The sequence below is a fragment of the Acinetobacter sp. YH12128 genome, from assembly GCF_013418655.1.
Classification (GTDB): domain Bacteria; phylum Pseudomonadota; class Gammaproteobacteria; order Pseudomonadales; family Moraxellaceae; genus Acinetobacter; species Acinetobacter amyesii.
On record NZ_VPBO01000013.1, the window covers coordinates 86,835 to 111,658 of the forward strand.

Genomic DNA, 24,824 nt, shown 5'->3' on the forward strand with positions numbered 1-24,824 from the left:
CAACTCAGCACATATAAAAGAGAAATGCTATGAAAGTAATGCAGCTTTTACCTGAATTGAACAGTGGTGGTGTCGAGCGAGGAACCTTAGAAATAGCTCGTGCTTTAGTGACCGCCGGTCATGAGTCCTTAGTGGTTTCAAATGGTGGCCGCATGGTGGCTCAATTGGAAGCTGAAGGCTCAACACACCTCACGCTCGCAATCCATAAAAAAGCCTTATCAAGCTTATGGCAAATTCGTCCTCTACGTAAACTGATTGAGCAACATCAACCAGATATCGTGCATGTGCGCTCACGTGTCCCCGCGTGGCTCACGCATTTTGCCCTCAAAGGGATTCCAGCTAACAAGCGACCTCACCTGATTTCAACTGTACATGGTTTTTATTCGATTAATCGCTACAGCCAAATCATGACGCAAGCTGAAAAAGTTATTGCGGTCTCGGATAGTGTTGTCAAATACATCACGGATAACTACAAAAACTGCCCTACCGAAGACATTGTGCGTATTTATCGTGGCATTGACCCTGCTGCTTTTCCACATGACTATCAACCCTCAGCACAGTGGCTCAATCAAACCCTAAAAGACTTCCCTGAACTGGAAAATAAACGTCTGATATGCTTACCAGGCCGTATTACCCGTTTAAAAGGTCATGAAACCCTAATCCATTTAATGGAACAGCTACAAACACAGTATCCCAACGTACATTCGGTAGTGGTCGGTGGTGCAGATCCGAAAAAAGCGGCTTATTTACAAGAAATGCAAGTCAGCATTGCGGCGAAAGGACTGAGTGATCGGATTACTTTTGTCGGTCACCGTTCAGATATCCGTGAATGGTTAGCTTTTAGCGATTTGGTTTTATCTTTGTCGAGCCAAGCGGAAACCTTTGGACGGACTGTACTTGAAGCACTGTCTGTAGGTACACCTGTGATCGGTTGGAATCGTGGTGGCGTAGCTGAAATTTTATCCAATGTCTATCCGCAAGGTTTAGTCACTGTCGATGATGAAACACAATTACTCGACACCTTAAAGTTGCATTTAGACCAACCACAACACGTGCAGCCTATCAGTATGTTTAGTTTAAAAGAGATGTGTGACCAGACTTTGGAGTTGTATACGCAGGTGGTCTCTCAGCATTCAGCTTGATTGACTACACTCCATAGATCTTTGCTGTGCAGGATAACGCTCTGGAAATATTTTTAATTCAGCAACTAGATCTGCATCTAGAAAGGATATTGTGAAATGCACAATATCCTTTTTTATTATGAATGACTCAATGGTGATTCAACCCTACTATTTAGCCCTTCAATTTCGCGCTTCCACTTAGCCCTTCCACACACGGTATCGAGCCATTAAACAGAGGATTAGCGGCAGTAACAAGACATTCAAAATATGTTGCAAACTTTGCCCTATACGCCAATAACCTCTATCTAAAATATCATGCCGTGCATTAAACAATTCCAACCCCACTGCGACGACCACAACGGTCCAAATCGCATAATGTGATTTCAATTGGCGGTGATGGCAAAAGGCCACAAAAAAGAACAGGATTAAGCCAAGGTAAATGGAAAGTGCATCCGTAGATAAGTGTGTAATCTGCAATATTTTCTGGTGCCATTCGGACAGCATAGAACGCCTCATACCTATATTTTTATTGGAAATTCATCGCTTTTTTCTTGGCACACTGTATAAAGAAATTGATCAAAAGAAAAGCAAAAAATTCTATATCACAAAAGCAAAACCCGAGTTCTGCATCCTGCAAAACTCGGGTCTATGAGGTTGTGCTTTCACAAGTATTCTTTTTATTTTTTATTGGCTTTCCTTTCCTGCATCCGTTCCGTGATGCTTCCATCGGCTTCGTCTTCCTTAGTGGGATGTTCCGTTCCCAGTTCCATGTGCCGATGAACAAAGAATAAGTCAATACACTTGACCTGACCATTCGTCAGAAGCCGAAAGCTGTGTAAGCTATTTCTTACACTTTTCTCTTAAATCAAACAAAATCAAGGTGCCTTCGTACCATCCTTATAATCACGGGCGATTTCATCAGTCACAATCTTCTCCTCTTCCTCAGCTTTTTCTATACCCTCCTGAATTGCCTCTTGCGCTTCTTGTTCATCTTCATCTGTTTGCTCTAATTCTTCTTGGATTTGCTCAAATACCCTGCCTGTTTGCAGCACCACATAGACTGGAAAATGGTCTGAACCGATATTGGGCAAGCGTTCCATATGTACCAATGCAAAATCTGTACTATGAAAAATATGGTCGAGCGACCAACGCAGCAGTGGATAATTGGCATGAAAGGTATTTACGAAATGACGTCCAACACGCGGGTCTAAAAGCCCACTGATTCGTTGAAAGAGTCGTGTAGTACGTGACCATGCCACATCATTCAGGTCCCCCATAACGATGCAACTTTCATCTAAATCTTTAATCTGATCGCCCACAATCAGCAATTCTGCATCGCGTAAAGTTGAATCTTTGGCTTCTGTTGGACTTGGCGGTTTGGGATGTAAACAATACAGTTGAACCTGATTTCCTGATGCTAAGGTGACTCGGGTATGGATCGAAGGAATTTCATCATTGAGAATAAATTTGACTTCAGTTTCACTAAGTTCTAACTTGGTATACAAATGCATCCCATACAAATTATCCAAAGGTACGGGTACGCGATAAGGATAATCAGCTTCAATCACTGCCAATTCATTTTGCCAAGTTTGATCGGTTTCTAGCGTGAGGACCAAGTCCGGTTGATGCTTCTGTATTTGCGCCAATAACAAGTGATATTGGGTATTTGGCGTGAGTACATTGGAGACAATGATTGAAATCTGTTTTTGTGTATCTAACTGGTCTGATCGGACTTGTTTGACTTGTTTTTTCCACAGAAACGTATAAGGCAATACCATTTTCAATTGATATGCCAAGGCGGCAATCAGCCCAATTAGAATGATTTCACGCGCCAAGTCCCATTCCGCATTCCATAAAATTAAGCCCATGAAAGCAAATATACCCAAAGCCAAGATTTGCAGGCGCGGAAAATCTGCACCACGAAACCACCATTCATCTCGTGGGATCAGTGACCAAAATGTCAACCAAATGACGAAGCCCGCCAGTATTTCAATCCAAATCATTACGCCTCCCTTATATTCTTTATTTTTTATTGATTCATAAATTTATATCAGTTTTGCATGTAACATAAACAAGATATATTGCACAATATTATTGGTGTTTTCATTATGTAGCGCTTGCAGTTATGCGCCCTTTTGGTACACTCGAACCCCCTTTTTATTTTTTTAACGCACCGAGGCAAAGTGACATGAAAGTAGGTCTGGTCGGTTGGCGCGGGATGGTTGGTTCCGTCCTTATGCAACGTATGGTTGAAGAAAACGATTTCGCTCATTTCGAACCGTTTTACTTTTCTACCAGTAATGCAGGTGGTGAAGCCCCTGCGTTTGGTGGTAAGACTGCCCCAGCACTTATGGATGCAACGGACATTGATAGTCTGAAGCAAATGGATGTCATTATCACCTGCCAAGGTGGCGATTATACGACTGAAGTTTTCCCTAAGCTGAAAGCTGAAAACTGGAATGGTTACTGGATCGATGCTGCATCGACTTTACGTATGGATGATGAAGCGATCATCGTACTTGACCCAGTAAACATGAACGTCATCAAAGACGGCTTAGTAAAAGGCACAAAAACATTCGTGGGCGGTAACTGTACCGTTTCATTGATGTTAATGGGTTTAGGCGGTCTATTCCAAAATAATTTAGTGGAATGGGCAACGTCTATGACGTATCAAGCGGCTTCTGGTGCAGGCGCGCAAAACATGCGTGAACTGATTTCAGGTATGGGCTACTTGTACAACAATACTAAAGATTTGCTGGATGACCCACGTTCACCAATTTTAGATATCGATTCTAAAATTGCACAATTACAACGTGGCGAAGGTTTCCCATCTGCAAACTTCGGTGTGCCTCTAGCAGGTTCGCTCATTCCTTATATCGACAAACAGCTTGAAAGCGGTCAGTCGAAAGAAGAATGGAAAGGTCAAGTTGAAACCAACAAGATCTTAGGCAACCAGCAAATCGTTCCAATCGATGGACACTGTGTACGTATTGGTGCGATGCGTTGTCACTCACAAGCATTGACTTTAAAACTTCGTAAAGATGTTCCACTGGATGAAATCGAAGATATTATCGCAAGTGCCAACGATTGGTCTAAAGTGGTTCCAAATACGCGTGAAGCGTCAATGACTGATCTGACTCCTGTTGCTGTAACTGGCACCTTGTCTGTTCCAGTTGGTCGTCTACGTAAGCTCAACATGGGTAAAGAATACCTAGGTGCATTCACTGTGGGTGACCAATTGCTTTGGGGTGCTGCTGAACCTTTACGTCGTATGCTAAGAATTCTCATTGATTATAAAAATGCTTAAGCATTTTTAAGTCTCTGAACAAGAAGCCGATCACAATTGATCGGCTTTTTTATGTAACTGTCGTGTAAATATTTTACAATTCTTCGACAACTCGCTAATCTATAATTTTCGCCATGCGACATATATTCGAGCTAAAGATTAAGATGACCGTATATAACAAATTAAAGATCGCCATTTTAGCCGTTATTGCATCTCAAAACATTCAAGCGATCAGCATTGATCCTGTACAAGTCCAGTCAGCACCCGGGGAATTGCTGTACGCTGAGATTCATTTTCGCCACTCAAATACATCTGTGCCGCTCAATGCAAGTTTAGCCACGGCAGAGGATTTATTAAGTATGGGTACAGGGCATCAACCACCGGGACATTTAAACTTCTTTACACGTCGTGATGGTGCAGGCAATGGGGTAATTACCATTACCTCTTCGCGTCCAGTGACCGATGCTGAGCTTAATTTTATTGTCAATATTAAAGAAGGTAATGCTTCACGCCTGCAACAAATTCGCACACCATTAAAACGCAATCCAGCGCCGTCGAATGCGAATCAAACACGTGCCAATGAGCGTGCTTTAGCACCTGTCGTTATTGTAAATGAAAAAGATATTGCCTTAAATTTACCTGTCAGCACACTGTATACCGCAAAAGCACCCGTAGCTGCAGAACAACCCCTATTACTCAGTACCAAAGCACCGCCAAAATTAGCACAATTAGCAACTTCAACGCCTGTTGCGATTGAACCTGTCACGCATGTACAAAATTATAGCGTTGCACCTGCGGAGCAAAATAGCGCAAATACTTCATCTGGTTCTGAAACATCAATTTCGCAAGTTACAAAAACCAATTCGACCGGCTCTGTCAGTTCAGAAATGCAAGCCACACAAACTGCAACAGCATCAACTGCAAGATCTAAAGACCCATTGGCACAAAAATTTGCTGCGGAGCAGGCAGCACAAAAACGTGAAAATCCAACAACGACAGCTCAAAAAGCATCTACACCAAAACCAACAAGTACCGCGGCTTCATCGACAGCAACACCAGCGGCAAAATATGTGGTTCGCTCAAATGAAAGCCTTTGGGGGATTGCCTCACGTATCGCGACAGAACAAAACTGCCCTGTTTCTGAAGTCATGCAACAAATTAAAAACAGCAACGAACATGCATTCATTCAAGGCGATGTAAACCGTCTGCGCCGTGGTGCTGCCTTAAATCTGCATGGTATGCAGCAAGCAAAACAGCCTGTAAAAGTCTCTGCTGCAGAACTTGCCAAAGTGCCTTCGAAGCAGTCAGGCAAAACCAAATACCGCTTGAATCAAGCTGAAATGAGTCTGGTGGCAGAGAAAGCGCAAGATTCGGCACAATCTTCTGCCAACAGCGCAGCAGAAAAGAATAAAACTTCGAAAGAGTTGTCATTAAAAGTTATGACATCTCGTGAAAAAACCGTTAAATTACAGAGAAACGTAACTGAATTAGAATTGGCGCTAAATCAAAAGGATCACAGAATTCAATTATTAAATGCTCGTCTTGCTCAACTGCAACAACAGTTGAAAGCTCAACAAGCAGATAAAAGAAGCCAATAAACTAAAACGTTACCAATCAAGATTTTATAGGGATGAGTGCAACTTTATATCGCTCTATCTCCAAGGGGTTAAAACATGCTGATTTATGTGATTCCATTAGTGATCTTAGTGATCGTATTGGTTTTTTTAAACAAACGCCAAAAAGATCAAGAATCAGATAAAGCCAAACCAACATCCACTAAAACCAAGAAAACGGGTGTTTCAGCCAAAGCGACTCCGAAGAAAACTCAAGTAGTTGAAAGCAGTGTCATTGAAAAAAAATCAATGACGCCATTAACGACCGATGCTCGTGGCAAAATTGAAAAATTAATTGCAGAACGTAATTTCTTTTCTGCTGAAGCACAAATCAATCAATCGTTAAAACGTGACAACTCACAACATGAGTTATATCTATATCTATTAGATATTCACATTTTACAAAAAGACGAATTTGCCATCAGCCAATTGCTAAGCCATATTCGTTCACTTGAACTCGATGAAATTTTAGAACAAGCTGAAGCAAAAAAAGTAGAATTTGAAAATTCTCAAAATGTGAAAGATGATGCCATTAACTTTGTATCACCGATCACTGAAGAGGCTCCATCAAAAGCTCAAAATACCTCTGATTTTGATGCTTTAATGCAAAGTTCAACTGCTGCACCTGTTGAGCCAAAAGCAGCTGAAATTAAACCTCTAGATTTTAATTTCACCACTGAAACGCCTGCAAAAGCAGACATTTCAGCCCCTGTTGAAAGTGCGCCTGCTGAAAAAATACAGCCGCTTGAATTTGATACGCTTTCAATTTCACCAGAGCCTGTACTTGAAGCAGCACCGAAAACCGAAGAGATTGCTCAGCCATCTCCTGCTGTTGAAGAAATCAAACCAATTGATTTTGCCCCAAGTACAGAAGCTGCTGTCGAAACCAAAACAGAAACTGTAGAAGAAAAAATCGAGCCTTTAGATTTTTCATTTACAACAGAAACACCGGTTGTAGAAGAAAACAAAGTTGAAGCTCCAGCCTTAAACTTTGACTTAGGTGCTTTTGAAACAGCAAAAACAGAAGAAGCAGTTGTCGCTCCTGCAACAGAGTTTAACCTAGAGTCTACGCCTGAAGATAAACCTGCCGCACCTGCTTCAAGTGGTGTGAGTTTTGATATTAGTGGTTTAGGCACACCTTCAACCCCATCTGCTACAGACCAAAACGATCCATTGGTTCAATCTTTCCCTGAACTGGTTGAAGTCAATGAAATTGAATTGAATCTTGAATTGGCAGCGCAATACATCAAACTAGGTGCTTATGACGCTGCACGTGAAATTTTGACTGAAAAAGAAGCTGAGTTTTCTTCAGCTCAACGTCAACAAGCAGATCAGTTACTGAATCAAATCGCATCTTAAGCAAAAGCGATTTAAACTAAAGCAGTCTTTCAAGGCTGCTTTTTTTATGATGAAAAAAATTGCTCTTATTTATATGGGTGGTACCTTTGGTTGTATCGGTGAACCTTTAAGCCCCATGCCAGCGAATGCGTTTTTACCTAAATTACAGCATGTCCTGCCACTGCACCTTAACATTGAATGTTTTGTCGCACCTGTCATTCGTGACAGTAGTGCCTGTACCGCACCCGACTGGCTGGCACTGATCCAACAAATTCAAAGCTTACAATTACAACAATTTCAGCATTTCGTAATTATTCATGGCACAGACACGCTTAGCTATGCCAGCGCAGTGCTTGCACACTTTATGGGACAGTCTGCTCATATCGTGCTAACAGGCAGCCAATATCCGCTGTTTAATGTGGCTGGTGACAACACCCGTGAATTTACCGATGCCATCGACAATTTAAATTTTGCATTGGAATCGGTACACCAATCGAGTGTTGGGGTTTATTTGGCCTTTCACCATCAATTGATGCATGCTCAATCCGCACTGAAAGTGCATACAACCGATCTGAAAGCCTTTGATGGGCTGCCAGCCACACAGCCACTTTCAATGCTGACATCGCCTTATATTGTTCAGGCCAATGATTTAGACAAAGCGGCTCATTTCAATTGCCTGAATTGGATGTGGCAACCGATTGCAACCAAGCTACACAGTCAAAATTTAACGACTCTGCTTACACACACGCCAGACGTTTTGATTCTGCAAGGTTTTGGCACAGGCAACATTGCCGTTGATGCTGAATTACTCAATGTATTGAAAGCCATACAACAAAAAAATTGCAAAATTATCTTAAGTACACAGGTTGTTCATGGCGGTATAGATCAGCGCTATGCTGTGAGTGACTGGGTCAAAGACAGCGGAATTTTACTGAGTAATTGTTTGGGGCATGCAGATCTTTATGCCAAATGTTTGAAAATGTATTTACAATACGGCAGTGACGCAGACTGGACTGCGCATTGGAACGATTAAGTCATTTGAGGTAACTATGCAACGTTTTGCGATTGGGATTGAGTTTTGTGGCATGCAATACAAGGGCTGGCAAACTCAGCAACCGGGCGTACCAAGCGTGCAAGAAACCATTGAAACCGTCCTCAGTAAAGTGGCCAATGAGCCAATCATGTTGCACGGTGCTGGCCGAACAGATGCTGGTGTCCATGCAACCAATATGGTGGCACATTTCGATACTCAGGCGATTCGTCCCATTCGTGGATGGTTAATGGGCAGCAATAGCCAATTACCCCGTGATATTTCCATCCAATGGATTAAGGAAATGGATCAGGACTTCCATGCCCGCTTTAAAGCGCAAGCACGTCGTTATCGCTATGTGGTCTATAATAATCCACAACGTCCAGCTTTATTACATAAGCAAGTGACCCATGTTTATGCCAAGCTAGATGTGCTGAAAATGCAACGTGCCGCGGCCAAATTTGAAGGCACTCATAATTTCGAAAGCTTCCGTGCCGCAGCCTGTCAGTCCAATCAGCCAGTTCGTCATGTCAGCCATTGTCGCTTGATCCAACACGGATGTTACTTGGTCCTAGATATTCAGGCCGATGGTTTTTTACATCACATGGTGCGTAACATCATGGGCTGTTTATTGGAAATTGGGCAAGGTATGTATGACGTTGACCATATTGACGACATTTTTGCGGCTGAAGACCGAAAAGCAGCTGGTGTCACCGCACCGCCCGATGGGCTGTATTTTATCCATGCAGACTATCCAGCACAGTTTGAACTTCCTCAAGTTCCGCTGGGACCTCATTGGTTAAATATGCCTGAATAAAAAATTCCTCCCAACCTCCCTTTCACAGAGGGATGAGTGTCATTTTCGCCATTGCTAGGTTCTAAAAATGAAAGTACCCCTTTCAAAGGGGGGATTCTGTTTAGGGAAGGATTTTATCGAAGATCAACCTTAACGCTGCTTCCGCTTACGGTATTCCACGGGCGTTTCATTGGTCCAGCGTTTAAATGCGCGATAGAACGTACTTGGCTCAGAAAAACCCGTTAAGTAAACAATGCGCTCCACACTTTCATTGGTATTGGCCAATAATTTTTTAGCCAAACGACAGCGATAGTCTGACAAAATTTGCTGAAAACTGGTATTGGCTTCTGACAACTGAGTCCGTAAACGACGTGGGGTAATGTTGAGCTGTGCAGCGACCGTTTCGAGTGTGGTTTCACCACTTTCAAGCGTTGAACCAATAGCACGGCGAACTTCACCAACCAAATCATAACGCGCCAACTCCTGAAGTTTTTCAATCGCTAACTGCTCATGCAATTGTAATAACTCAGGTTCTGCCTGCCACAATTGATACTCTAAAATAGCCGGATCAAAATATAATCGGGTTTCTTTCTGCCCTAAACTCACAGGGCATTCATAGACACGGAAATACTCATCATCTGGCGCGCCCTGACTAAAGTTAAAGTCGATATAAATCGGCTGAAAACGCCCTTCAGTAATAAACTTAAAGAAACGCAAAACACCGGACATCGCGCATTCAGAAAAATGACGATTCACGATATTTTCTGCCCAAGGCTGATGACCATTGGTCAAATAGCAGCGGTCATCTTCAATCACCAATTGCGCATGAAAGGCATCGCTAATGAGGCGTTGATACGCCAAAGCTCGCTTTAAACCTTCACCAAAATTCTCAGATGAAATAAATAAGTGTTCAATCACTTGCCCTCGATATAAAGGCAAATGCTCTCCCAGATGCAAACCAATATCAGGATCTTTACTGACTTCTTCTGCAGCCACCCAGAACGCAAATTGCGCATTCAATGGGGTACGGTCATTGGTTTCAACCTGATTTAATGCCACACCCGCTTTTGTTAAAATTTCTTCTGTTGGCAATCCGGCACGACGAATCGCTTGATACCCTAAACGCAACACAACAGATGCATCAGTTAGCTGACCCACTCCAGAACCTTCCTTGTATGTACTTCATTTATACCTAAAAAGATTGATTTTAGATTAACTGCGATTGACCAAACTGACAACAGTTACTGCACATTTTTTGTTGAAAATATTTAACTAAATTGTTCGCTTATTTTACTGACAGTCGATCAGTTCAAAGCCTTTTACGGCTTGTATTCTGAAAAAAAATTGACTATAATTTGCGCCTTGCTAATTTATTCATTCAGGTAGGCTATGGCCAATAAAGAGGAACTCATCGAGTTCGAAGGCGTTGTCACCGAGACGCTTCCTAATACTATGTTCCGTGTACGTTTAGAAAACGGTCATGAAGTGATTGCTCACATCTCTGGCAAAATGCGTAAACACTATATCCGTATTTTGACTGGCGACAGTGTTAAAGTAGAAATGACACCTTATGATTTGACTAAGGGTCGTATCACTTACCGTGCGCGCTAAGTTTTAGCGAAGCGAAAAAGCCACTTTATAAGTGGCTTTTTTTTGTATCTATTTCAATGCAATGATAAAAATTGACTGCAAATTTGCTTTCCTTTACAGTCTAAAAACATAAAAATTCGATTAAAAAATTTAAAATATAAGGATATAAAATCATATGAAACATCTAGGATTAGTCGGTGCTGTCTTTTGAGTTGCTTGTGCCACGACAGGCCAAAAGCAACTCAATCAATCCCTACAACACGATATTGGACAGCCAGCTGATCAAGTTCGTAAAGAGCTCAACTTAAGTCAATTGGGCTACAAAGTGATGGGAGCACCTGTACAAAGCAATGAAAAACTTAGCTATACGATTGTACGCTCGATGCCAATCCCAATAGGTACACCAAATATCGGCACCAGTATAGCCATGGGCGCACCGATCCCAACGCCTTCTAAAGGTGGAATCACTGTCGATATGGAATGTAAAATCGAGTTCAAATTACGCAACCAAATCGTTGAATCCATTGACTATGTCGGTAAAGCTTGTTGATCCTGTATTTGAATACTAGAGGCTAATCCTGCTCGGATGACCGTGTATCAAATGACTACAGTGTTATACAGACCAATCTGACTAAACTGAATTTATTTCGTGAGGAGCTGATCCATGAAATTTATTTTGGAACATCAGGTTTACGAAGATCACCATTTTATTCACCCCACATTGAGCATGGGTTGCGTTCTAAGCATTGTGTTATTGGCTGGCTGTACCACGACTTCAACTCTCTCATCCGTTGAACGTGAACGCTATTTAGCCTCATTTATTGGTCAATCGAGCCAAACGATTCAAGCAGAACTCGACCTCAGCAAACTCGGCTATCAAAGAACCTCTCCCGTAGAGGTCAGTTCGGACTACCTCCTTTATCGTGTCGCACGCCCGATCAGTATTCCTTTACCGATGGCGGAAAATCCTGCGATGGGCATGGGCAGCGGCGCTGCTGTGCCGATTCCCAGTGGAAATACACGCTATGAGGTTGAGTTAAACTGCCTTATTCAATTTAGCTTAAAGCATAATATTGCAACTGATGTCCGATTAACTGGTCGCACCTGTTAACGCATCAATTCTAGGATTGATAATTTCTAGGCACAAAAAAACGCAGCATAAACGCTGCGTTTTTTGATTCGCCATTAGTTCAATGCAGAAACTACAGCTTGACCCATTTCAACAGTACCGACTTGAGTACTGCCTTCTGACATGATGTCACCTGTACGTAAGCCTTGATCTAAGACGTTACCTACTGCATCTTCAATTGCTTTCGCCGCAGCTTCTTCACGGAAGGTATAACGTAGCATCATAGCAACAGACAGAATCGTTGCTAATGGGTTCGCAATGTTTTGACCTGCGATGTCTGGCGCTGAACCGTGGCAAGGTTCATACATGCCTTTACCATTTTCATCTAAAGAAGCCGATGGCAACATGCCGATAGAACCGGTTAACATTGCCGCTTCATCAGACAAGATATCGCCGAACAAGTTACCAGTCACGATCACATCAAATTGTTTTGGCGCACGAACCAATTGCATTGCAGCATTGTCAACATACATATGAGACAAGTTAATTTCAGGATATTGCTCTTCTTTTAACGCAGTTACAGTTTGTTTCCAAAGCTCAGTCACTTCTAGTACATTGGCTTTATCCACTGAACACACTTTACCACCACGTAAGTTCGCCATTTCAAAAGCAACTTTGGCAATACGCTTGATTTCAGATTCTGCATATACGTCAGTATTGAAACCTTGTTTTTCGCCGTTTTCGAGTTCACGAATACCACGTGGTTGACCAAAATAGATCCCGCCAGTTAACTCACGTACGATCAAGATATCCAAACCTGCTACGATTTCAGGTTTTAAGCTCGACGCATCTGCAAGCTGCGGATAAAGAATTGCTGGACGTAAATTAGCAAATAAATTTAATTCTGAACGAATTTTTAATAGGCCACGTTCTGGACGAATTGAACGCTCAATGGTATCCCACTTAGGACCACCCACTGCACCCAATAAAATCGCATCAGCAGTCTTCGCTTGTGCTGCTGTTACTTCTGGATAAGGTGAACCGTGCGCATCGATCGCTGCACCACCTAAAAGACCTTGTTCCCAAGTCAAACCTAAGTTGAATTTCTCGTTTACACGTGTCAGCACTTGTTCAGCCGCTTTCACGATTTCAGGACCAATACCATCACCTGGTAAAATCAAAATATGTTTTGACATGAGTCTTTCCATTTATACGCTGGCTTGATTACCAGTCAGATTTAAAGTTTCTTTTCTACAAACTCACCAAGTCCTGTGAGGACATTGTAGGGTCGGCAGAAACGTCGAATCGTTTTTGCACCTTGCTTTAAGTCTACACAGAGCGGATCAGGCGCAGATTTATCCAGTAAACTGCCTGTGTTTTTTGAACGCTCTCGGTACATTTTAAAGGTGTACTCGTGTTTGGACCTAAAGTTGTGAATGACATGCAAGCGCTCTGCTTTTTCCTGAGAAATTGGATAATAGCGAATCACGACTTCATGCTGACCTGAAGGTACAGACAAATACAAAGGATTAGGCTCAGACAATGAACGACCATTCAACCGTACAATGCCTGCTTTAATCGCAGCACGTTGTACATGTTGATTATTTGGATCAACCACCTGTATTTGATCAAAACGCTCAAATTCACAATGCGCTGTACCTGCACAGTAAATCAGAGCATTATTTTTTGTACTTTCAGTTTCTTTCACATTTTTAATGCGTGCCGTGTCAAAGCTTTGACAGGCAGAGAGCGTTGCGAACAGCGCTCCCGTTACAACCAGCTGACCGAAGAACTTTTTCATTTTTCGAACCCAACCTGATAAATTCTGGCTAACGTATAAATTTTGTTTCGCCTGATATTAGCAAGACTTAAGCCGACTGACTACTAAGAAGTTCTACAATGACACTGACTTAAGCTTTAATGTCTGCAAATACCCAAGGGCGAGATGCTTTGGTTTTTTCTTCATAAGCGCGGATATCATCGGCTGCTTGTAAGGTTAAACCGATATCATCCAAGCCATTCAATAAGCAGTGTTTACGGAATGGATCGACTTCAAATGTAAATGCTTCACCACTCGGTGTACGTACTTCTTGCGCAGCCAAATCAATGGTTAATTGATAGCCTTCAGATGCAGTACATTCTTTAAATAACTGATCGACGATCTCTTCAGACAAGATCACTGGCAACATGCCATTTTTAAAGCTGTTATTAAAGAAAATGTCCGCATAGCTTGGTGCAATGACAGTACGGAAACCATATTCTTCTAATGCCCAAGGCGCATGCTCACGGCTCGAACCACAACCAAAGTTTGCACGAGAGATCAAAATCGACGCACCTTGATAACGCGGTTTATTCAATTCGAAATCGGGGTTAATTGGACGTTTTGAAATGTCTTGACCTAAATAGCCTTCATCCAAATAGCGCAACTCATCAAATAAGTTGGCACCAAAGCCAGTACGCTTAATTGATTTTAAAAACTGCTTTGGAATGATTAAATCTGTATCCACATTGGCACGGTCTAATGGTGCAACGATACCTTGTTCAACGGTATATTTTTTCATGTTTATTTCTCACTGAATCCGTGACCTCTCCCTAACCCTCTCCTAAAAGGAGAGGGAACTCCTTCTCCCTCAGGGAGAAGGTTGAGATGAGGGCTTAAACTAGAATGTACGCACATCCACAAAGTGACCTGCAATTGCCGCAGCTGCTGCCATTGCTGGACTCACCAAATGCGTACGACCACCATTACCTTGACGACCTTCGAAGTTACGGTTAGACGTTGATGCACAGTGCTCACCCGGTTGCAACTTGTCAGCATTCATTGCCAAACACATTGAGCAACCCGGCTCACGCCATTCAAAGCCTGCTTCAATTAAGATTTTATCTAAGCCTTCTGCTTCTGCTTGTGCTTTAACTAAACCTGAACCCGGAACCACCATGGCTTGTTTAATCGATGCCGCCACTTTTTTGCCTTTGGCCACTTCAGCCGCTGCACGAATATCTTCGATGCGTGAGTTGGTACATGAACCAATAAATACACGGTCTAATTGAATATCAGCCAATGCCTGACCCGCTTCTAAGCCCATGTAGTTGTATGCACGTGTCCAGTCATTACGCTGTACGTCATCTTTAGCTTGTTCTAAAGTTGGCACTGCTTGAGATACAGGAATCACCATCTCAGGAGAAGTCCCCCAAGACACTTGTGGCTCAATCTCTTCACCTTGCAACACCACAACAGTATCAAAATGCGCGCCTTCATCAGACACTAAAGTCTTCCAATATTCTACTGCAGCATCCCACTGTTCGCCCTTCGGTGCATATGGACGGTCTTTTACATAGGCAATGGTTTTGTCATCGACAGCCACCATACCCACGCGCGCGCCACCTTCGATCGCCATGTTACACACCGTCATACGACCTTCGATCGACATATCACGGAATACTTGACCACCAAACTCAATTGCGTGACCTGTACCACCTGCCGTACCGATTTTACCGATAATTGCTAAAACCACGTCTTTAGGAGTTACGCCTTGACCCAATTGACCGTCAACACGCACCAACATGTTCTTCATTTTCTTTTGAACTAAGCATTGAGTCGCCAACACATGTTCAACTTCAGATGTGCCGATACCATGTGCCAAGCAGCCAAATGCACCATGCGTTGCAGTATGTGAATCACCACACACCACGGTCATACCCGGCAACGTTAAACCTTGTTCAGGCCCAACTACATGCGCGATCCCTTGGCGTACATCGTTGATGTCAAACTGGGCAACATTAAAGGTTTTACAGTTGTCATCTAAAGTTTGCACTTGGATACGTGAGGTATCATCTTCAATACCCGCAATACCTTCAGCACGCTCCTTAGTAGACGTAGGTACGTTATGGTCTGGCGTTGCCACGTTAGCGCTTAAACGCCATGGTTTACGACCTGCAAGTTGTAGCCCTTCAAAGGCTTGTGGAGAAGTCACTTCATGCAATAAATGACGGTCGATATACAATAATGAAGAGCCATCATCTCGTTGTTTTACTAGATGGTCATCCCACAATTTGTCATACAAGGTTTTTTTTATTTGGGTTTCCGCTTTTTGGGTTTCGCCTGCCATGTCGATTTGCTCCACTGGACTGGGTAAATTCTTTCGTTAAATCGATTATAACCACGTATTCACATAAATCTAATTTATCATTTTTATTAGTTTAAAAACTTATAGGAATGATATTTAACTGCTGATTTCCGCTGCATTTTAATCACCATTGATGCGTTCAAAACACGCTCACTTCAATACTTTCAGCAGATGAAACTTTAGAATTTTCTCCGACTTTTTGATCACTTTCTGCCATTTTTAAGCAGTGATTTAGAAATTCAATGATCATAAATTGAATTTTCTCTTTTACATTGCAAATAAGAATCATTATTATTAACTCATTGCCAAGATTTATCAATTTAACAAGGAGCATTCTCATGGCACACATTAACAAGTTCGTCGAAAATAATCAGCGCATGTTCAAAAAAACCTTGAGCTATTACATTATGCATATCACGGTTGCGATGTTGGTTGGTTATTACGTGACAGGCAGTATTGCAATGGCCATTACCTTAAGTTTACTTGAACCAACTGTTCAAGCGGTTGCTTTTTTCTTCCACGAAAAAGCATGGGAAAAGAAAGATAAAGCTGTAGAGGAAAATATCCCCGCTTAATCCAATCCTGCTCCTTGTAAAAAAACCACCATCACGGTGGTTTTTTTAATGACCTTAAAACGTTCTTTTACTCTATCCACTTTAACTTTCTATTCATTTCATCCTATAGATTCAATTGTAGACAGATCATCAAAGCTTGGGTTTTTGTTGTAAGACCAGCTGATCATGCGCCTCGATCAATTGTTCTATCGCAAGAATCAGTTTGTTTTTTGCCGCATTACACTCGGCAGCTGCACGGTTTTCGTCGTCTTCGTCATCTGCGATTTCATATATTGCACAGCGCTTTTCGACTGTCCCTTCAAAAATATCCAATAAATTTTTAATGTGTTTAATATCCATCGCCTTCTCCCTGTGAGGTACAACATTGCTAATCGATGCAGCCATGACTGTACCTGTTGCTATAATTATTCACTGAAAAGTATGTTCCCCAAGCCATCAAAACTTGAGTTCATTTTTTTGTTTTAGTTCAATACTGAATTAAAAAGAAACGTCATCGCTCCTCTTTAATTCAAACGGTTGAATTACTTTCCAGCCCTGTATTTTTTATATTATGCATAACTGCGGTTTCGGTTTAAAAAATAACTTTGTAACAGCGCATTTGAGCTGAAAATGTCACAGCCCAATCTTAAATCATGCAGTGACCAAGTACTCAAATAACACTATTGAACCCTGAAAATCCCCTCAGATTTAAAGCGTCATCTGGCTTGAACGCCTAGTTTTAAATCAAAAGATACAACTTTTCCTTTGATTTATTCTTAAAATATTATAACAATGAGACTACGCATAAAAATTCTTTATAGGAATGAAGATGAATCTCGCAGCCTTTGAAGCCTTTGTAAAAGTCATGGAAACTGGTTCGATCTCTTTGGCAGCAGATCAGCTCTTCATTACGCAACCTGCTGTGACCAAGCGTATTCACAGTTTAGAAGAATACTTCGGTGTCAAACTTTTTGAATCGGCGGGTCGTGGTGTTCAAGCGACGCATGCGGCAAACTCTCTCTTGCCAAAAGTAAAAAGCTGGCTGAATGAGTTGGGCGATATTCACCATACGCTCAGCCATGAGCAAGGTCAGGTTCAAGGTAAACTGAAAATTGGCACTAGCCATCATATCGGCTTACACCATTTACCGGCGCATTTGCGTCAATATGTACAACAGTTTCCAGAAGTGACCTTAGATGTACACTTTGTTGATTCTGAACAAGCCCATGAGCAAGTTTTGGCAGGTGACTTAGAGTTGGCATTTTTGACTTTACCACCACAAGGTGACAGCCGTTTAAAATACATCACGACATGGAATGATCCACTGGTATTCGTGGTTGCGCCTTTCCATCCTTTGGCGCAAGTCGAACATTTGACCTTAGAGGATTTGATCCAATACCCAAGTCTTTTACCTGCAGCGCAAACCTATACCAGTCAAATTACCTTGGCTGAGTTTGAAAAGTATGGACTCAAGCCAAAAGTTACCATGAGCAATAACTCACTTGAGTCGATTCGTATGTTGGTTTCCATTGGTCTCGGTTGGTCTGTCCTTCCTAAAACCTTATTGAACCAAGATTTAAAACAACTGAATTTACCTTCAAACATGAATCGTCAATTGGGCATGGTATGGCACCCAGGCCGTACTCAGTCACTTGCTGCACAAAAGCTGGTTGAATTGATGAAACACATCTAATTGAATTTTTACCTACAAAATTCAATTATTAATCAAGCCACCGTTATGGTGGCTTTTTTTAGTGATCTGTTTGAGCATTTAGAAAAAGCGAATGATTTGATTAGCCAAGTGTTGAACAGTCCTTGTTGAATAGTCATCATATACAATGCAGTGACCTTCAAATCTGCCATCAATATTTGTAGCTTGGCTCAAGGTCAGCAATAGATGCTCTTACTTATTGTGAAAGTTCAACCTCTTTTCACTGATGTTATACAGTAACATCAGAAGTGCAATTTGATTCAAATATAAGAACGATACGCGGCAAGGTCATCCGCAAGTGTTTGAGATAGGACTACTTCTCATCAAAAATGTTTTTGCGATACTTTGAATAATTAGACGGTAGTGAACGAGTTTTGCGGATGACAATGGTTTTGGGTACTTTTGCCGAAACAAAAGTACCTCCAGCCGAAGGCCAATCAATTTATTCAATTCCTAGATGTAAGACTTCGTTGAATAGACTTAAAAATCATTTTAAAAACACGAAATAACTTTTACGTACGTAACATCAGTTTTTCATTAAAAATGGGATCGCCTATTTCAGCCGATCCCATTAAAAAAACCAAGGAAGACCTGTCGGTTTTATTTCGTCAATGAATCTTCATGTAATGATTCATTCAATTGATCGACAATAATCGCCCACTCACCATCTGACTTAATTTTTTCGGCCAAGAACTGGCGCTGAGCATCTGTCCAATAATCTGCTTCGGTAATTTTAGTTTGGGCACTGAGTTGATGCGTCACGATAAATAAAGCAATCGCGTCTTCACTCGAATCTAAACCCAGTTGTTCAAATAGATGAGTCATGCGTGGACGTACACTCATTGTCATTCTCCGTGTTAAAACTTATTGTTTATGGATACAAAATTATTCTGTTTTAAGGATATAACACGGAACGAACACGCACTCAATTACAGAATTCTATAGCGGTGAAAATTGAATAAAAGGCAAACTGAGCATAATCATCACGACAGATTGAATAAATACCAACAATAAAGGCAGCCCCCAGTTCACTCCTCCTTCTTCAGCAAACACCTGTTCACTATATTTCGGCTGCTGCATATAGGCTTTGGTCTTTTGCACAGCAAAATCGCTATAAAGCCACTTTCCGATCCCTGCGAGTATGAGGTTAGGAATCAATGACAGCCCCATCAAGACTTGTTCAGGCACACCGATGATGAGTGCCAACATGCTAATCAAAAAACCAACAGCAAAGAATAAGAAGAAATAGCGGTACATCTTTCGATAGAGTAACCAATAGGGTCCAAAAATTAGCCCTGCCCAACTCAGACCATTGTTCTGTCCAACTTGTTGTTCAATGAAATTTAAATAAGATTGAGCACGTGGCCCAATAAAGATTTGAATTAAATGTTTAAAAGAAGCTTCTGTCTGCATACGGAGCGATAGTTCAAATAAGTGAGTCGAGGGTTAATCAAAAGAACATCAAATAAAAAAGCATCTCAAGATGCTTTTTTATCATATCTATTTTTAGGCTTGAATTGACCAGTCTTGAATGTCCCAACCTTGTTCTTTTGCAAGGACTTCTAAACGGTCATCTGGGTTAATTGCAATTGCATGATCCGCATATTCCAATAAGAATCGATCATTGATTGAATCTGAATAGGCCCAAGATTCTGTCACATCACGACCTTCTAACCATTGATTCAAACGGACTAATTTGCCCTTTTGGTAGCACGGAGTATTAATCACTTTACCCGTATATTTACCATCCACAACTTCGGCATTGGTCGCAATGATTTCAGTAATACCAAATTCACGAAAAATCGGTGCGGTAATAAAATCAGACGTTGCGGTGATCCCGACCAATTGATGTCCTGCATCTTGATGGCGCTGAATGGCAGCAAAGCCCTCAGGACGCATTTGCGCACGAATAACTTTTTTCATAAACAACTGATGTAACTCAGTTAAGTAGGCATTGTCATGTTGGGTTAAAAACTCAAATACAAATTCGTTATAAGCAATCGGGTCAAGCTGGCCTTTTTTATAATCATCATAAAATTTGTCATTCATGGCACGATGACGAATTGGATCAACCAAGCCTTCATTGACCAAAAACTCCCCCCAAGAATGGTCTGAGTCGGTATTTAATAAGGTGTGATCAAGGTCAAACAGTGCCAATTTCATGAAAATACTCGTAAAAGCTGAAATTTAAGAAAAAAATTGTAAATCTATCTCCGCTAGTCGATAGAAATTCGTTAAGATCATAACAATTTTAACATTTTTACACTTTGCTTTTTCGAGATGGACACAGAAATAAAACGTCCCCGTGAGCAAAGTCATAAATTACACAATATTTAGGTAGCCAAATGATCGATTCAGAAGGTTTCCGACCCAACGTCGGGATCATTTTGGCAAACGACATTGGACAAGTTTTATGGGCAAAGCGCATTGGTCACAATGCCTGGCAATTTCCACAAGGAGGTATCCAACATGGAGAAACCCCCGAACAGGCACTTTACCGTGAGCTGAGAGAAGAAGTTGGCTTACTGCCCGAACACGTCCAGGTGATAGCACAAACCCAAGGGTGGTTGCGCTATCGTTTGCCACATCGGTATATACGTACGGATTCAGACCCCGTTTGTATTGGTCAAAAGCAAAAGTGGTTTTTATTGAAACTGACAGCTTCAGCACAGCATATTCAGCTGGATTTGTCAGATCCACCTGAGTTTGATCAATGGCAATGGGTCAGCTATTGGTACCCTTTGGGTCAAGTGGTGAATTTTAAACGCGATGTATATCGTAAAGCCATGGTGGAGCTGTGCAATCAGCTTCCGCAAAAACCGTAAAAATTTGCAGAATGGATGCAGATTTTTAGGATGAGTGTTGTTATAAATAAAGCAGAATAAATTTTGGAGCAAACACGATGTCGAACATGCAACTGGATACCTTAAGACGCATAGTCCAAGAGATTAATGCGTCGGCCAGTTTGCATGAATCTTTAGACATTATGGTCAATCAAGTGGCCGAAGCCATGCATGTGGATGTCTGCTCAATCTACTTGCTTGATGAACGAAATCATCGTTATTTACTAATGGCTTCTAAGGGTTTAAACCCTGAAGCCGTTGGGCATGTCTCTTTGCATACCAGTGAGGGTTTGGTCGGCTTAGTTGGACAACGTGAAGAAATCGTCAACTTAGACAATGCACCCAAACACGAACGCTTTATGTATCTGCCAGAAACGGGGGAAGAAATTTACAATTCCTTCCTCGGTGTTCCGGTGATGTATCGCCGTAAAGTTATGGGCGTCTTGGTGGTTCAAAACAAAGAGCCTCAAGACTTTAGCGAAGCTGCCGAATCTTTCCTCGTGACCCTGTGCGCTCAACTTTCAGGGGTGATTGCCCATGCACATGCCGTCGGGAATATTGAAGTCTTTCGTAAACCAAACAACCTCCCTGCCTATAAAACTTTCCAAGGTATTTCAGGTTCAGGCGGTATTGCGCTAGGTCGTGCAGTCATCCTGTATCCACCTGCTGATTTGGCTTCAGTCCCCGATCGTGAAGCCGATGACATCAGTGAAGAACTCGAATTACTCGACAATGCCATAGACGCAGTTCGTCAAGAAATTTTGTCTCTCGATGAAAAGATGCAAGATGCCCTCATGGCCGAAGAGCGGGCATTATTTAGCGTGTTCTTGCGGATGCTCGATGCCAATGCCCTCCCCGCGGAAATCAAAAGTGAAATTCGTGACGGTAACTGGGCACAAGGTTCGGTACGCATTGTTATTGATAAACATATTGCGCTCTTTGCACAGATGGAAGATGACTATCTCCGCGAACGTGTTTCAGACTTAAAAGATCTAGGGCGTCGTATCTTGGCCTTTTTGCAAGAAGCAGATGCCAGTCACCGTGAAATCACCGATGAAAGCATTTTAATTGGTGAGGAAATTTCTACGGCTGCCTTGGTTGAACTCCCTGTCGATAAAATAGCGGCGATTGTAACCACTGAAGGTGCCATGAACTCACACATGGTGATTGTGGCACGTGCCCTCGGTATTCCAACCGTAGTCGGTGTGACTGAACTACCAATTAATACCCTCGATGATGTCGAAATGATTGTCGATGCACATCAAGGTCGTGTATTCATCAATCCACCTCGTCGTTTACGCACACGTTATAAAGAGATTCAAAAAGAAGAAGAGCAAATTGCTAAAGATCTGAAGCAATACGAAACCAAAGATGCCATCACCCCTGACGGTGTTGCAGTTCGATTGTTTGTAAATACTGGCTTGATGATCGATGTGGTTCGCGGTGTACAACGTGGCGCCAAAGGTGTCGGTCTATACCGTTCTGAAATTCCATTTATGCTGCGTGATCGCTTCCCTGGTGAAGAAGAACAGCGCGCTATTTATCGTCAACAGCTCAGTCATTTTGCCAATAAACCAGTGGTGATGCGTACCCTCGATATTGGTGCAGATAAAGACCTTCCTTATTTCTCGATTGAAGAAGAAAACTCAGCACTGGGTTGGCGTGGAATTCGCTTTACCCTCGATCATCCTGAGATTTTTTCAGCCCAAATTCGTGCCATGCTCAAAGCCAGTATTGGCCTGAACAACTTGCATATTTTGCTGCCGATGGTGACCAGTGTCAGCGAAGTCGAAGAAGCGTTGTATTTGCTTGATCGTGACTGGCAAGCGGTGCAAGAAGAAGAACAGGTGAAAATTACCAAACCCAAAATCGGCATCATGGTCGAAGTGCCGAGTGTGCTGTTACAGATCGATGAGTTTGCTGAATTGGTTGACTTCTTCTCGGTCGGATCTAACGATTTAACCCAATACTTACTTGCGGTTGACCGTAATAACCCACGGGTTGCCAATGTCTATTCACACTCACACCCAGCCGTACTTCGTGCGCTGACTCGCTTGGTGCAAGAATGTCATAAATACGACAAGCCGATTAGTATTTGTGGAGAAATGGCCGGTGATCCACTCACCGCTATTTTACTGATGGCGATGGGCTTTAATACCCTATCGATGAGTTCGAGTAATATCCTCAAAGTCCGTAAAGCCATCTGCCATGTGCCGATGCCAGATGCAAAAGAGCTCTTGGATCGTGCTTTGAGCATGAATAATCCACTGATGGTGAAAAGCATGATGGAGTACTACTTCAAGACTCATGGTCTTGGTGATATGGTGAAATCGGCAACCCGAATCGTGAGTGCTTAAGAACACTCATGTAAAATAATAAAATGAGGTGATGATGGATTTTTTATTTTTTCTGGCTTTTGTCGCAATTGCCTTTTATATGACAAAGATCCATCCGCAACTCAAACAAAAAATGTTAGAGCTGCAACACGATACACCGATTGAAAAAGTATCCTCAACTCGACCTAGACCGTCCCAAGCACAACAAGTCAATATACGCCCAACCAAGCCAACAAAATCCAAAGCTCCGGTCAGCCGCTCTCGTATTCCCCCCTTACTCGGTATAGAAATTACTGCGTCACAGCAGCGCCGCTTAGGTAAAAATGATCCATCGGTGCTGGCTGCACAGCGCGCCAAACAGCTAAATCAGACGCAGCACAGCGACGCAACATGGTTTGAGCAATTGACCAGTCAGGTGGAACACGTACTTCAGCAACCTAATAACGCCGTAAAACATCAAAGCACAGCATCTAGGCCACAACAAAAATCCACATTCAACAAAATGTTTGAAAACTTATTTTCAAAATAAGTCGTGTTTTAGGGCTCTACATTTCAACTCAAAACCAATGCTTTAAATGCCGCATGGAACCATCTGAATGAACGTAGCTATCTTAGTATTCAACGAGGTTGAAGTCTTAGATTTTGCAGGCCCTTTTGAAGTGTTCTCAATTTGTAGCTGCTCAGAGCAACAAAAGTTATTTAATGTATTTACCGTTTCTGAGCAGCCCGAAATTACGGCACGTAATGGTTTGGTGGTCAAAAGCCATTACACCTTAGACACAGCCCCGCATACTGATCTATTGGTCATTCCATGTGGTCTCGGTGCGGCGACTATCGAGATGTATAGCCAACGATTAAGAGAATGGCTGCTGTAGCGTCATGCACAGGCTCAACTGACATTTTCAATTTGTACAGGTGCCTTTATTTTGGCAGAAGCTGGTTTGCTGAATGGTTTAAAAGCCACTACGCACTGGATGGATATTCCACGACTCACGCAAGAATTCCCTCAAGTTGAAGTGCTCAGCGATGTGAAATATGTCGATGATGGCAAAATTATTACTGCTGCAGGGATTTCTTCGGGCATCAATGCATCGCTTTATATTGTAGCCAAATTGCATGGCCTAGAGATTGCAAAGCAAACAGCGAAACGTATGCAATATGATGCGGAATTTATTTAAGCAGATGTTGACGCAGAATAATTTAACGTACTAGAAAACTTAAAAATACACTGAAATAAAAAGGGAGATAATCATTCGAATATCCCCCTTTTTTGTGCTTTGCATAGCCGCGTTTTGCATTTTTCTTTCGATCTACAAAAGTTTGGCTTTTGTTAAAATCGTTCATGTGTTTTGCCACAAAGTTGCGAACTTCAACTTCAGGCAGGACTTTTTTCTTTGCCATTTGCATTCA

General features: G+C 42.1%; 28 protein-coding genes. 16 read left to right on the forward strand and 12 right to left on the reverse strand.

Annotated elements, in window-relative coordinates; genetic code table 11:
- Positions 1–29: 29 nt before the first annotated feature.
- Positions 30–1,142 carry a glycosyltransferase family 4 protein gene (locus FTU64_RS08405; protein WP_180059558.1) on the forward strand — a complete coding sequence of 371 codons (1,113 nt, stop codon included), beginning with the start codon at positions 30–32 and terminating at the stop codon, positions 1,140–1,142.
- Positions 1,143–1,319: 177 nt separating this feature from the next.
- Here FTU64_RS08405 and FTU64_RS08410 read toward each other — a convergent pair whose 3' ends face one another.
- Together FTU64_RS08410 and FTU64_RS08415 are read right to left on the reverse strand one after the other, a co-directional pair.
- Positions 1,320–1,625, reverse strand: coding sequence for a hypothetical protein (locus FTU64_RS08410; RefSeq protein ID WP_257222217.1), 306 nt, complete (start codon positions 1,623–1,625; stop codon positions 1,320–1,322).
- Positions 1,626–1,996: 371 nt separating this feature from the next.
- On the reverse strand, positions 1,997–3,124 hold the full coding sequence (locus FTU64_RS08415) for an endonuclease/exonuclease/phosphatase family protein (protein WP_180059560.1): 1,128 nt from the start codon (positions 3,122–3,124) through the stop codon (positions 1,997–1,999).
- A 185-nt stretch (positions 3,125–3,309) separates the two neighbouring features.
- On the opposite strand from FTU64_RS08415, the gene asd reads away from it, so the two are divergent.
- The 5 genes from asd (at position 3,310) to truA (ending at position 9,205) form a co-directional block, all read left to right on the forward strand.
- Positions 3,310–4,428 carry an aspartate-semialdehyde dehydrogenase gene (asd, locus tag FTU64_RS08420; RefSeq protein ID WP_180005293.1) on the forward strand — a complete coding sequence of 373 codons (1,119 nt, stop codon included), beginning with the start codon at positions 3,310–3,312 and terminating at the stop codon, positions 4,426–4,428.
- Between the two features lie 143 nt (positions 4,429–4,571).
- Positions 4,572–6,005: a hypothetical protein gene (locus FTU64_RS08425; protein WP_180059561.1), complete on the forward strand. Its 1,434-nt coding sequence runs from the start codon at positions 4,572–4,574 to the stop codon at positions 6,003–6,005.
- Positions 6,006–6,080: 75 nt separating this feature from the next.
- Entirely contained in the window at positions 6,081–7,379 is a 1,299-nt protein-coding gene (locus FTU64_RS08430) for a fimbrial protein FimV (RefSeq protein WP_180042094.1), read from the forward strand.
- A 49-nt stretch (positions 7,380–7,428) separates the two neighbouring features.
- Entirely contained in the window at positions 7,429–8,391 is a 963-nt protein-coding gene (locus FTU64_RS08435; RefSeq protein ID WP_180042099.1) for an asparaginase domain-containing protein, read from the forward strand.
- A 16-nt stretch (positions 8,392–8,407) separates the two neighbouring features.
- Positions 8,408–9,205, forward strand: coding sequence for a tRNA pseudouridine(38-40) synthase TruA (truA, locus tag FTU64_RS08440; protein WP_078189716.1), 798 nt, complete (start codon positions 8,408–8,410; stop codon positions 9,203–9,205).
- 129 nt (positions 9,206–9,334) lie between these two features.
- Here truA and FTU64_RS08445 read toward each other — a convergent pair whose 3' ends face one another.
- Positions 9,335–10,342: an AraC family transcriptional regulator gene (locus FTU64_RS08445; RefSeq protein ID WP_078189717.1), complete on the reverse strand. Its 1,008-nt coding sequence runs from the start codon at positions 10,340–10,342 to the stop codon at positions 9,335–9,337.
- Positions 10,343–10,573: 231 nt separating this feature from the next.
- On the opposite strand from FTU64_RS08445, the gene infA reads away from it, so the two are divergent.
- The 3 genes from infA to FTU64_RS08460 all read left to right on the forward strand — a co-directional run bounded on the left by infA (position 10,574) and on the right by FTU64_RS08460 (position 11,885).
- Entirely contained in the window at positions 10,574–10,795 is a 222-nt protein-coding gene (gene infA / locus FTU64_RS08450; protein ID WP_001284370.1) for a translation initiation factor IF-1, read from the forward strand.
- A 304-nt stretch (positions 10,796–11,099) separates the two neighbouring features.
- Positions 11,100–11,324, forward strand: a complete 225-nt coding sequence (locus FTU64_RS16355) for a hypothetical protein (RefSeq protein ID WP_257222218.1) — start codon at positions 11,100–11,102, stop codon at positions 11,322–11,324.
- A gap of 114 nt (positions 11,325–11,438) precedes the next feature.
- The gene (locus FTU64_RS08460; protein WP_373685819.1) at positions 11,439–11,885 is read left to right on the forward strand and encodes a hypothetical protein; all 447 of its coding nucleotides are present in this window, start codon (positions 11,439–11,441) and stop codon (positions 11,883–11,885) included.
- 74 nt (positions 11,886–11,959) lie between these two features.
- On the opposite strand, the gene leuB is transcribed toward FTU64_RS08460, so the two are convergent.
- The 4 genes from leuB to leuC all read right to left on the reverse strand — a co-directional run bounded on the left by leuB (position 11,960) and on the right by leuC (position 15,952).
- Positions 11,960–13,039, reverse strand: coding sequence for a 3-isopropylmalate dehydrogenase (gene leuB / locus FTU64_RS08465; protein ID WP_078192754.1), 1,080 nt, complete (start codon positions 13,037–13,039; stop codon positions 11,960–11,962).
- Positions 13,040–13,080: 41 nt separating this feature from the next.
- Positions 13,081–13,644, reverse strand: a complete 564-nt coding sequence (locus tag FTU64_RS08470) for a hypothetical protein (protein ID WP_168377913.1) — start codon at positions 13,642–13,644, stop codon at positions 13,081–13,083.
- A 109-nt stretch (positions 13,645–13,753) separates the two neighbouring features.
- The gene (gene leuD / locus FTU64_RS08475; RefSeq protein WP_180055612.1) at positions 13,754–14,404 is read right to left on the reverse strand and encodes a 3-isopropylmalate dehydratase small subunit; all 651 of its coding nucleotides are present in this window, start codon (positions 14,402–14,404) and stop codon (positions 13,754–13,756) included.
- Between the two features lie 99 nt (positions 14,405–14,503).
- Entirely contained in the window at positions 14,504–15,952 is a 1,449-nt protein-coding gene (gene leuC, locus FTU64_RS08480) for a 3-isopropylmalate dehydratase large subunit (RefSeq protein WP_180055611.1), read from the reverse strand.
- 356 nt (positions 15,953–16,308) lie between these two features.
- Here leuC and FTU64_RS08485 point away from each other — a divergent pair, with 356 nt between their 5' ends.
- Positions 16,309–16,545 (forward strand): DUF2061 domain-containing protein, encoded by a 237-nt coding sequence (locus tag FTU64_RS08485; protein ID WP_078192757.1) that lies wholly within the window; start codon positions 16,309–16,311, stop codon positions 16,543–16,545.
- 129 nt (positions 16,546–16,674) lie between these two features.
- Here the strand turns inward: FTU64_RS08485 and FTU64_RS08490 are convergent, their stop codons facing one another.
- Positions 16,675–16,884, reverse strand: coding sequence for a hypothetical protein (locus FTU64_RS08490; RefSeq protein WP_180005297.1), 210 nt, complete (start codon positions 16,882–16,884; stop codon positions 16,675–16,677).
- Between the two features lie 469 nt (positions 16,885–17,353).
- On the opposite strand from FTU64_RS08490, the gene FTU64_RS08495 reads away from it, so the two are divergent.
- On the forward strand, positions 17,354–18,217 hold the full coding sequence (locus FTU64_RS08495) for a LysR family transcriptional regulator (protein ID WP_078189725.1): 864 nt from the start codon (positions 17,354–17,356) through the stop codon (positions 18,215–18,217).
- 618 nt (positions 18,218–18,835) lie between these two features.
- Here FTU64_RS08495 and FTU64_RS08500 read toward each other — a convergent pair.
- The 3 genes from FTU64_RS08500 to FTU64_RS08510 form a co-directional block, all read right to left on the reverse strand.
- Positions 18,836–19,078, reverse strand: coding sequence for a DUF2789 family protein (locus tag FTU64_RS08500; protein WP_078189726.1), 243 nt, complete (start codon positions 19,076–19,078; stop codon positions 18,836–18,838).
- A gap of 96 nt (positions 19,079–19,174) precedes the next feature.
- Positions 19,175–19,648, reverse strand: coding sequence for a DUF2628 domain-containing protein (locus FTU64_RS08505; RefSeq protein ID WP_180055610.1), 474 nt, complete (start codon positions 19,646–19,648; stop codon positions 19,175–19,177).
- Positions 19,649–19,741: 93 nt separating this feature from the next.
- Positions 19,742–20,398, reverse strand: a complete 657-nt coding sequence (locus FTU64_RS08510) for an HAD family phosphatase (protein ID WP_180055609.1) — start codon at positions 20,396–20,398, stop codon at positions 19,742–19,744.
- Between the two features lie 182 nt (positions 20,399–20,580).
- Between FTU64_RS08510 and FTU64_RS08515 the strand changes: the two genes are divergently transcribed.
- From FTU64_RS08515 to FTU64_RS16365, 5 genes are all read left to right on the forward strand, one after another.
- On the forward strand, positions 20,581–21,060 hold the full coding sequence (locus FTU64_RS08515) for an RNA pyrophosphohydrolase (RefSeq protein ID WP_078189729.1): 480 nt from the start codon (positions 20,581–20,583) through the stop codon (positions 21,058–21,060).
- A gap of 77 nt (positions 21,061–21,137) precedes the next feature.
- Positions 21,138–23,435, forward strand: coding sequence for a phosphoenolpyruvate--protein phosphotransferase (ptsP, locus tag FTU64_RS08520; RefSeq protein ID WP_180005299.1), 2,298 nt, complete (start codon positions 21,138–21,140; stop codon positions 23,433–23,435).
- 34 nt (positions 23,436–23,469) lie between these two features.
- Positions 23,470–23,943, forward strand: a complete 474-nt coding sequence (locus FTU64_RS08525) for a hypothetical protein (RefSeq protein ID WP_180059538.1) — start codon at positions 23,470–23,472, stop codon at positions 23,941–23,943.
- 67 nt (positions 23,944–24,010) lie between these two features.
- Entirely contained in the window at positions 24,011–24,289 is a 279-nt protein-coding gene (locus FTU64_RS16360) for a hypothetical protein (protein WP_257222219.1), read from the forward strand.
- Between the two features lie 18 nt (positions 24,290–24,307).
- Positions 24,308–24,592 carry a DJ-1/PfpI family protein gene (locus FTU64_RS16365; RefSeq protein WP_257222220.1) on the forward strand — a complete coding sequence of 95 codons (285 nt, stop codon included), beginning with the start codon at positions 24,308–24,310 and terminating at the stop codon, positions 24,590–24,592.
- Positions 24,593–24,614: 22 nt separating this feature from the next.
- Here the strand turns inward: FTU64_RS16365 and FTU64_RS08535 are convergent, their stop codons facing one another.
- Entirely contained in the window at positions 24,615–24,815 is a 201-nt protein-coding gene (locus tag FTU64_RS08535; protein ID WP_078189843.1) for a hypothetical protein, read from the reverse strand.
- Between the last annotated feature and the right edge of the window lie 9 nt (positions 24,816–24,824).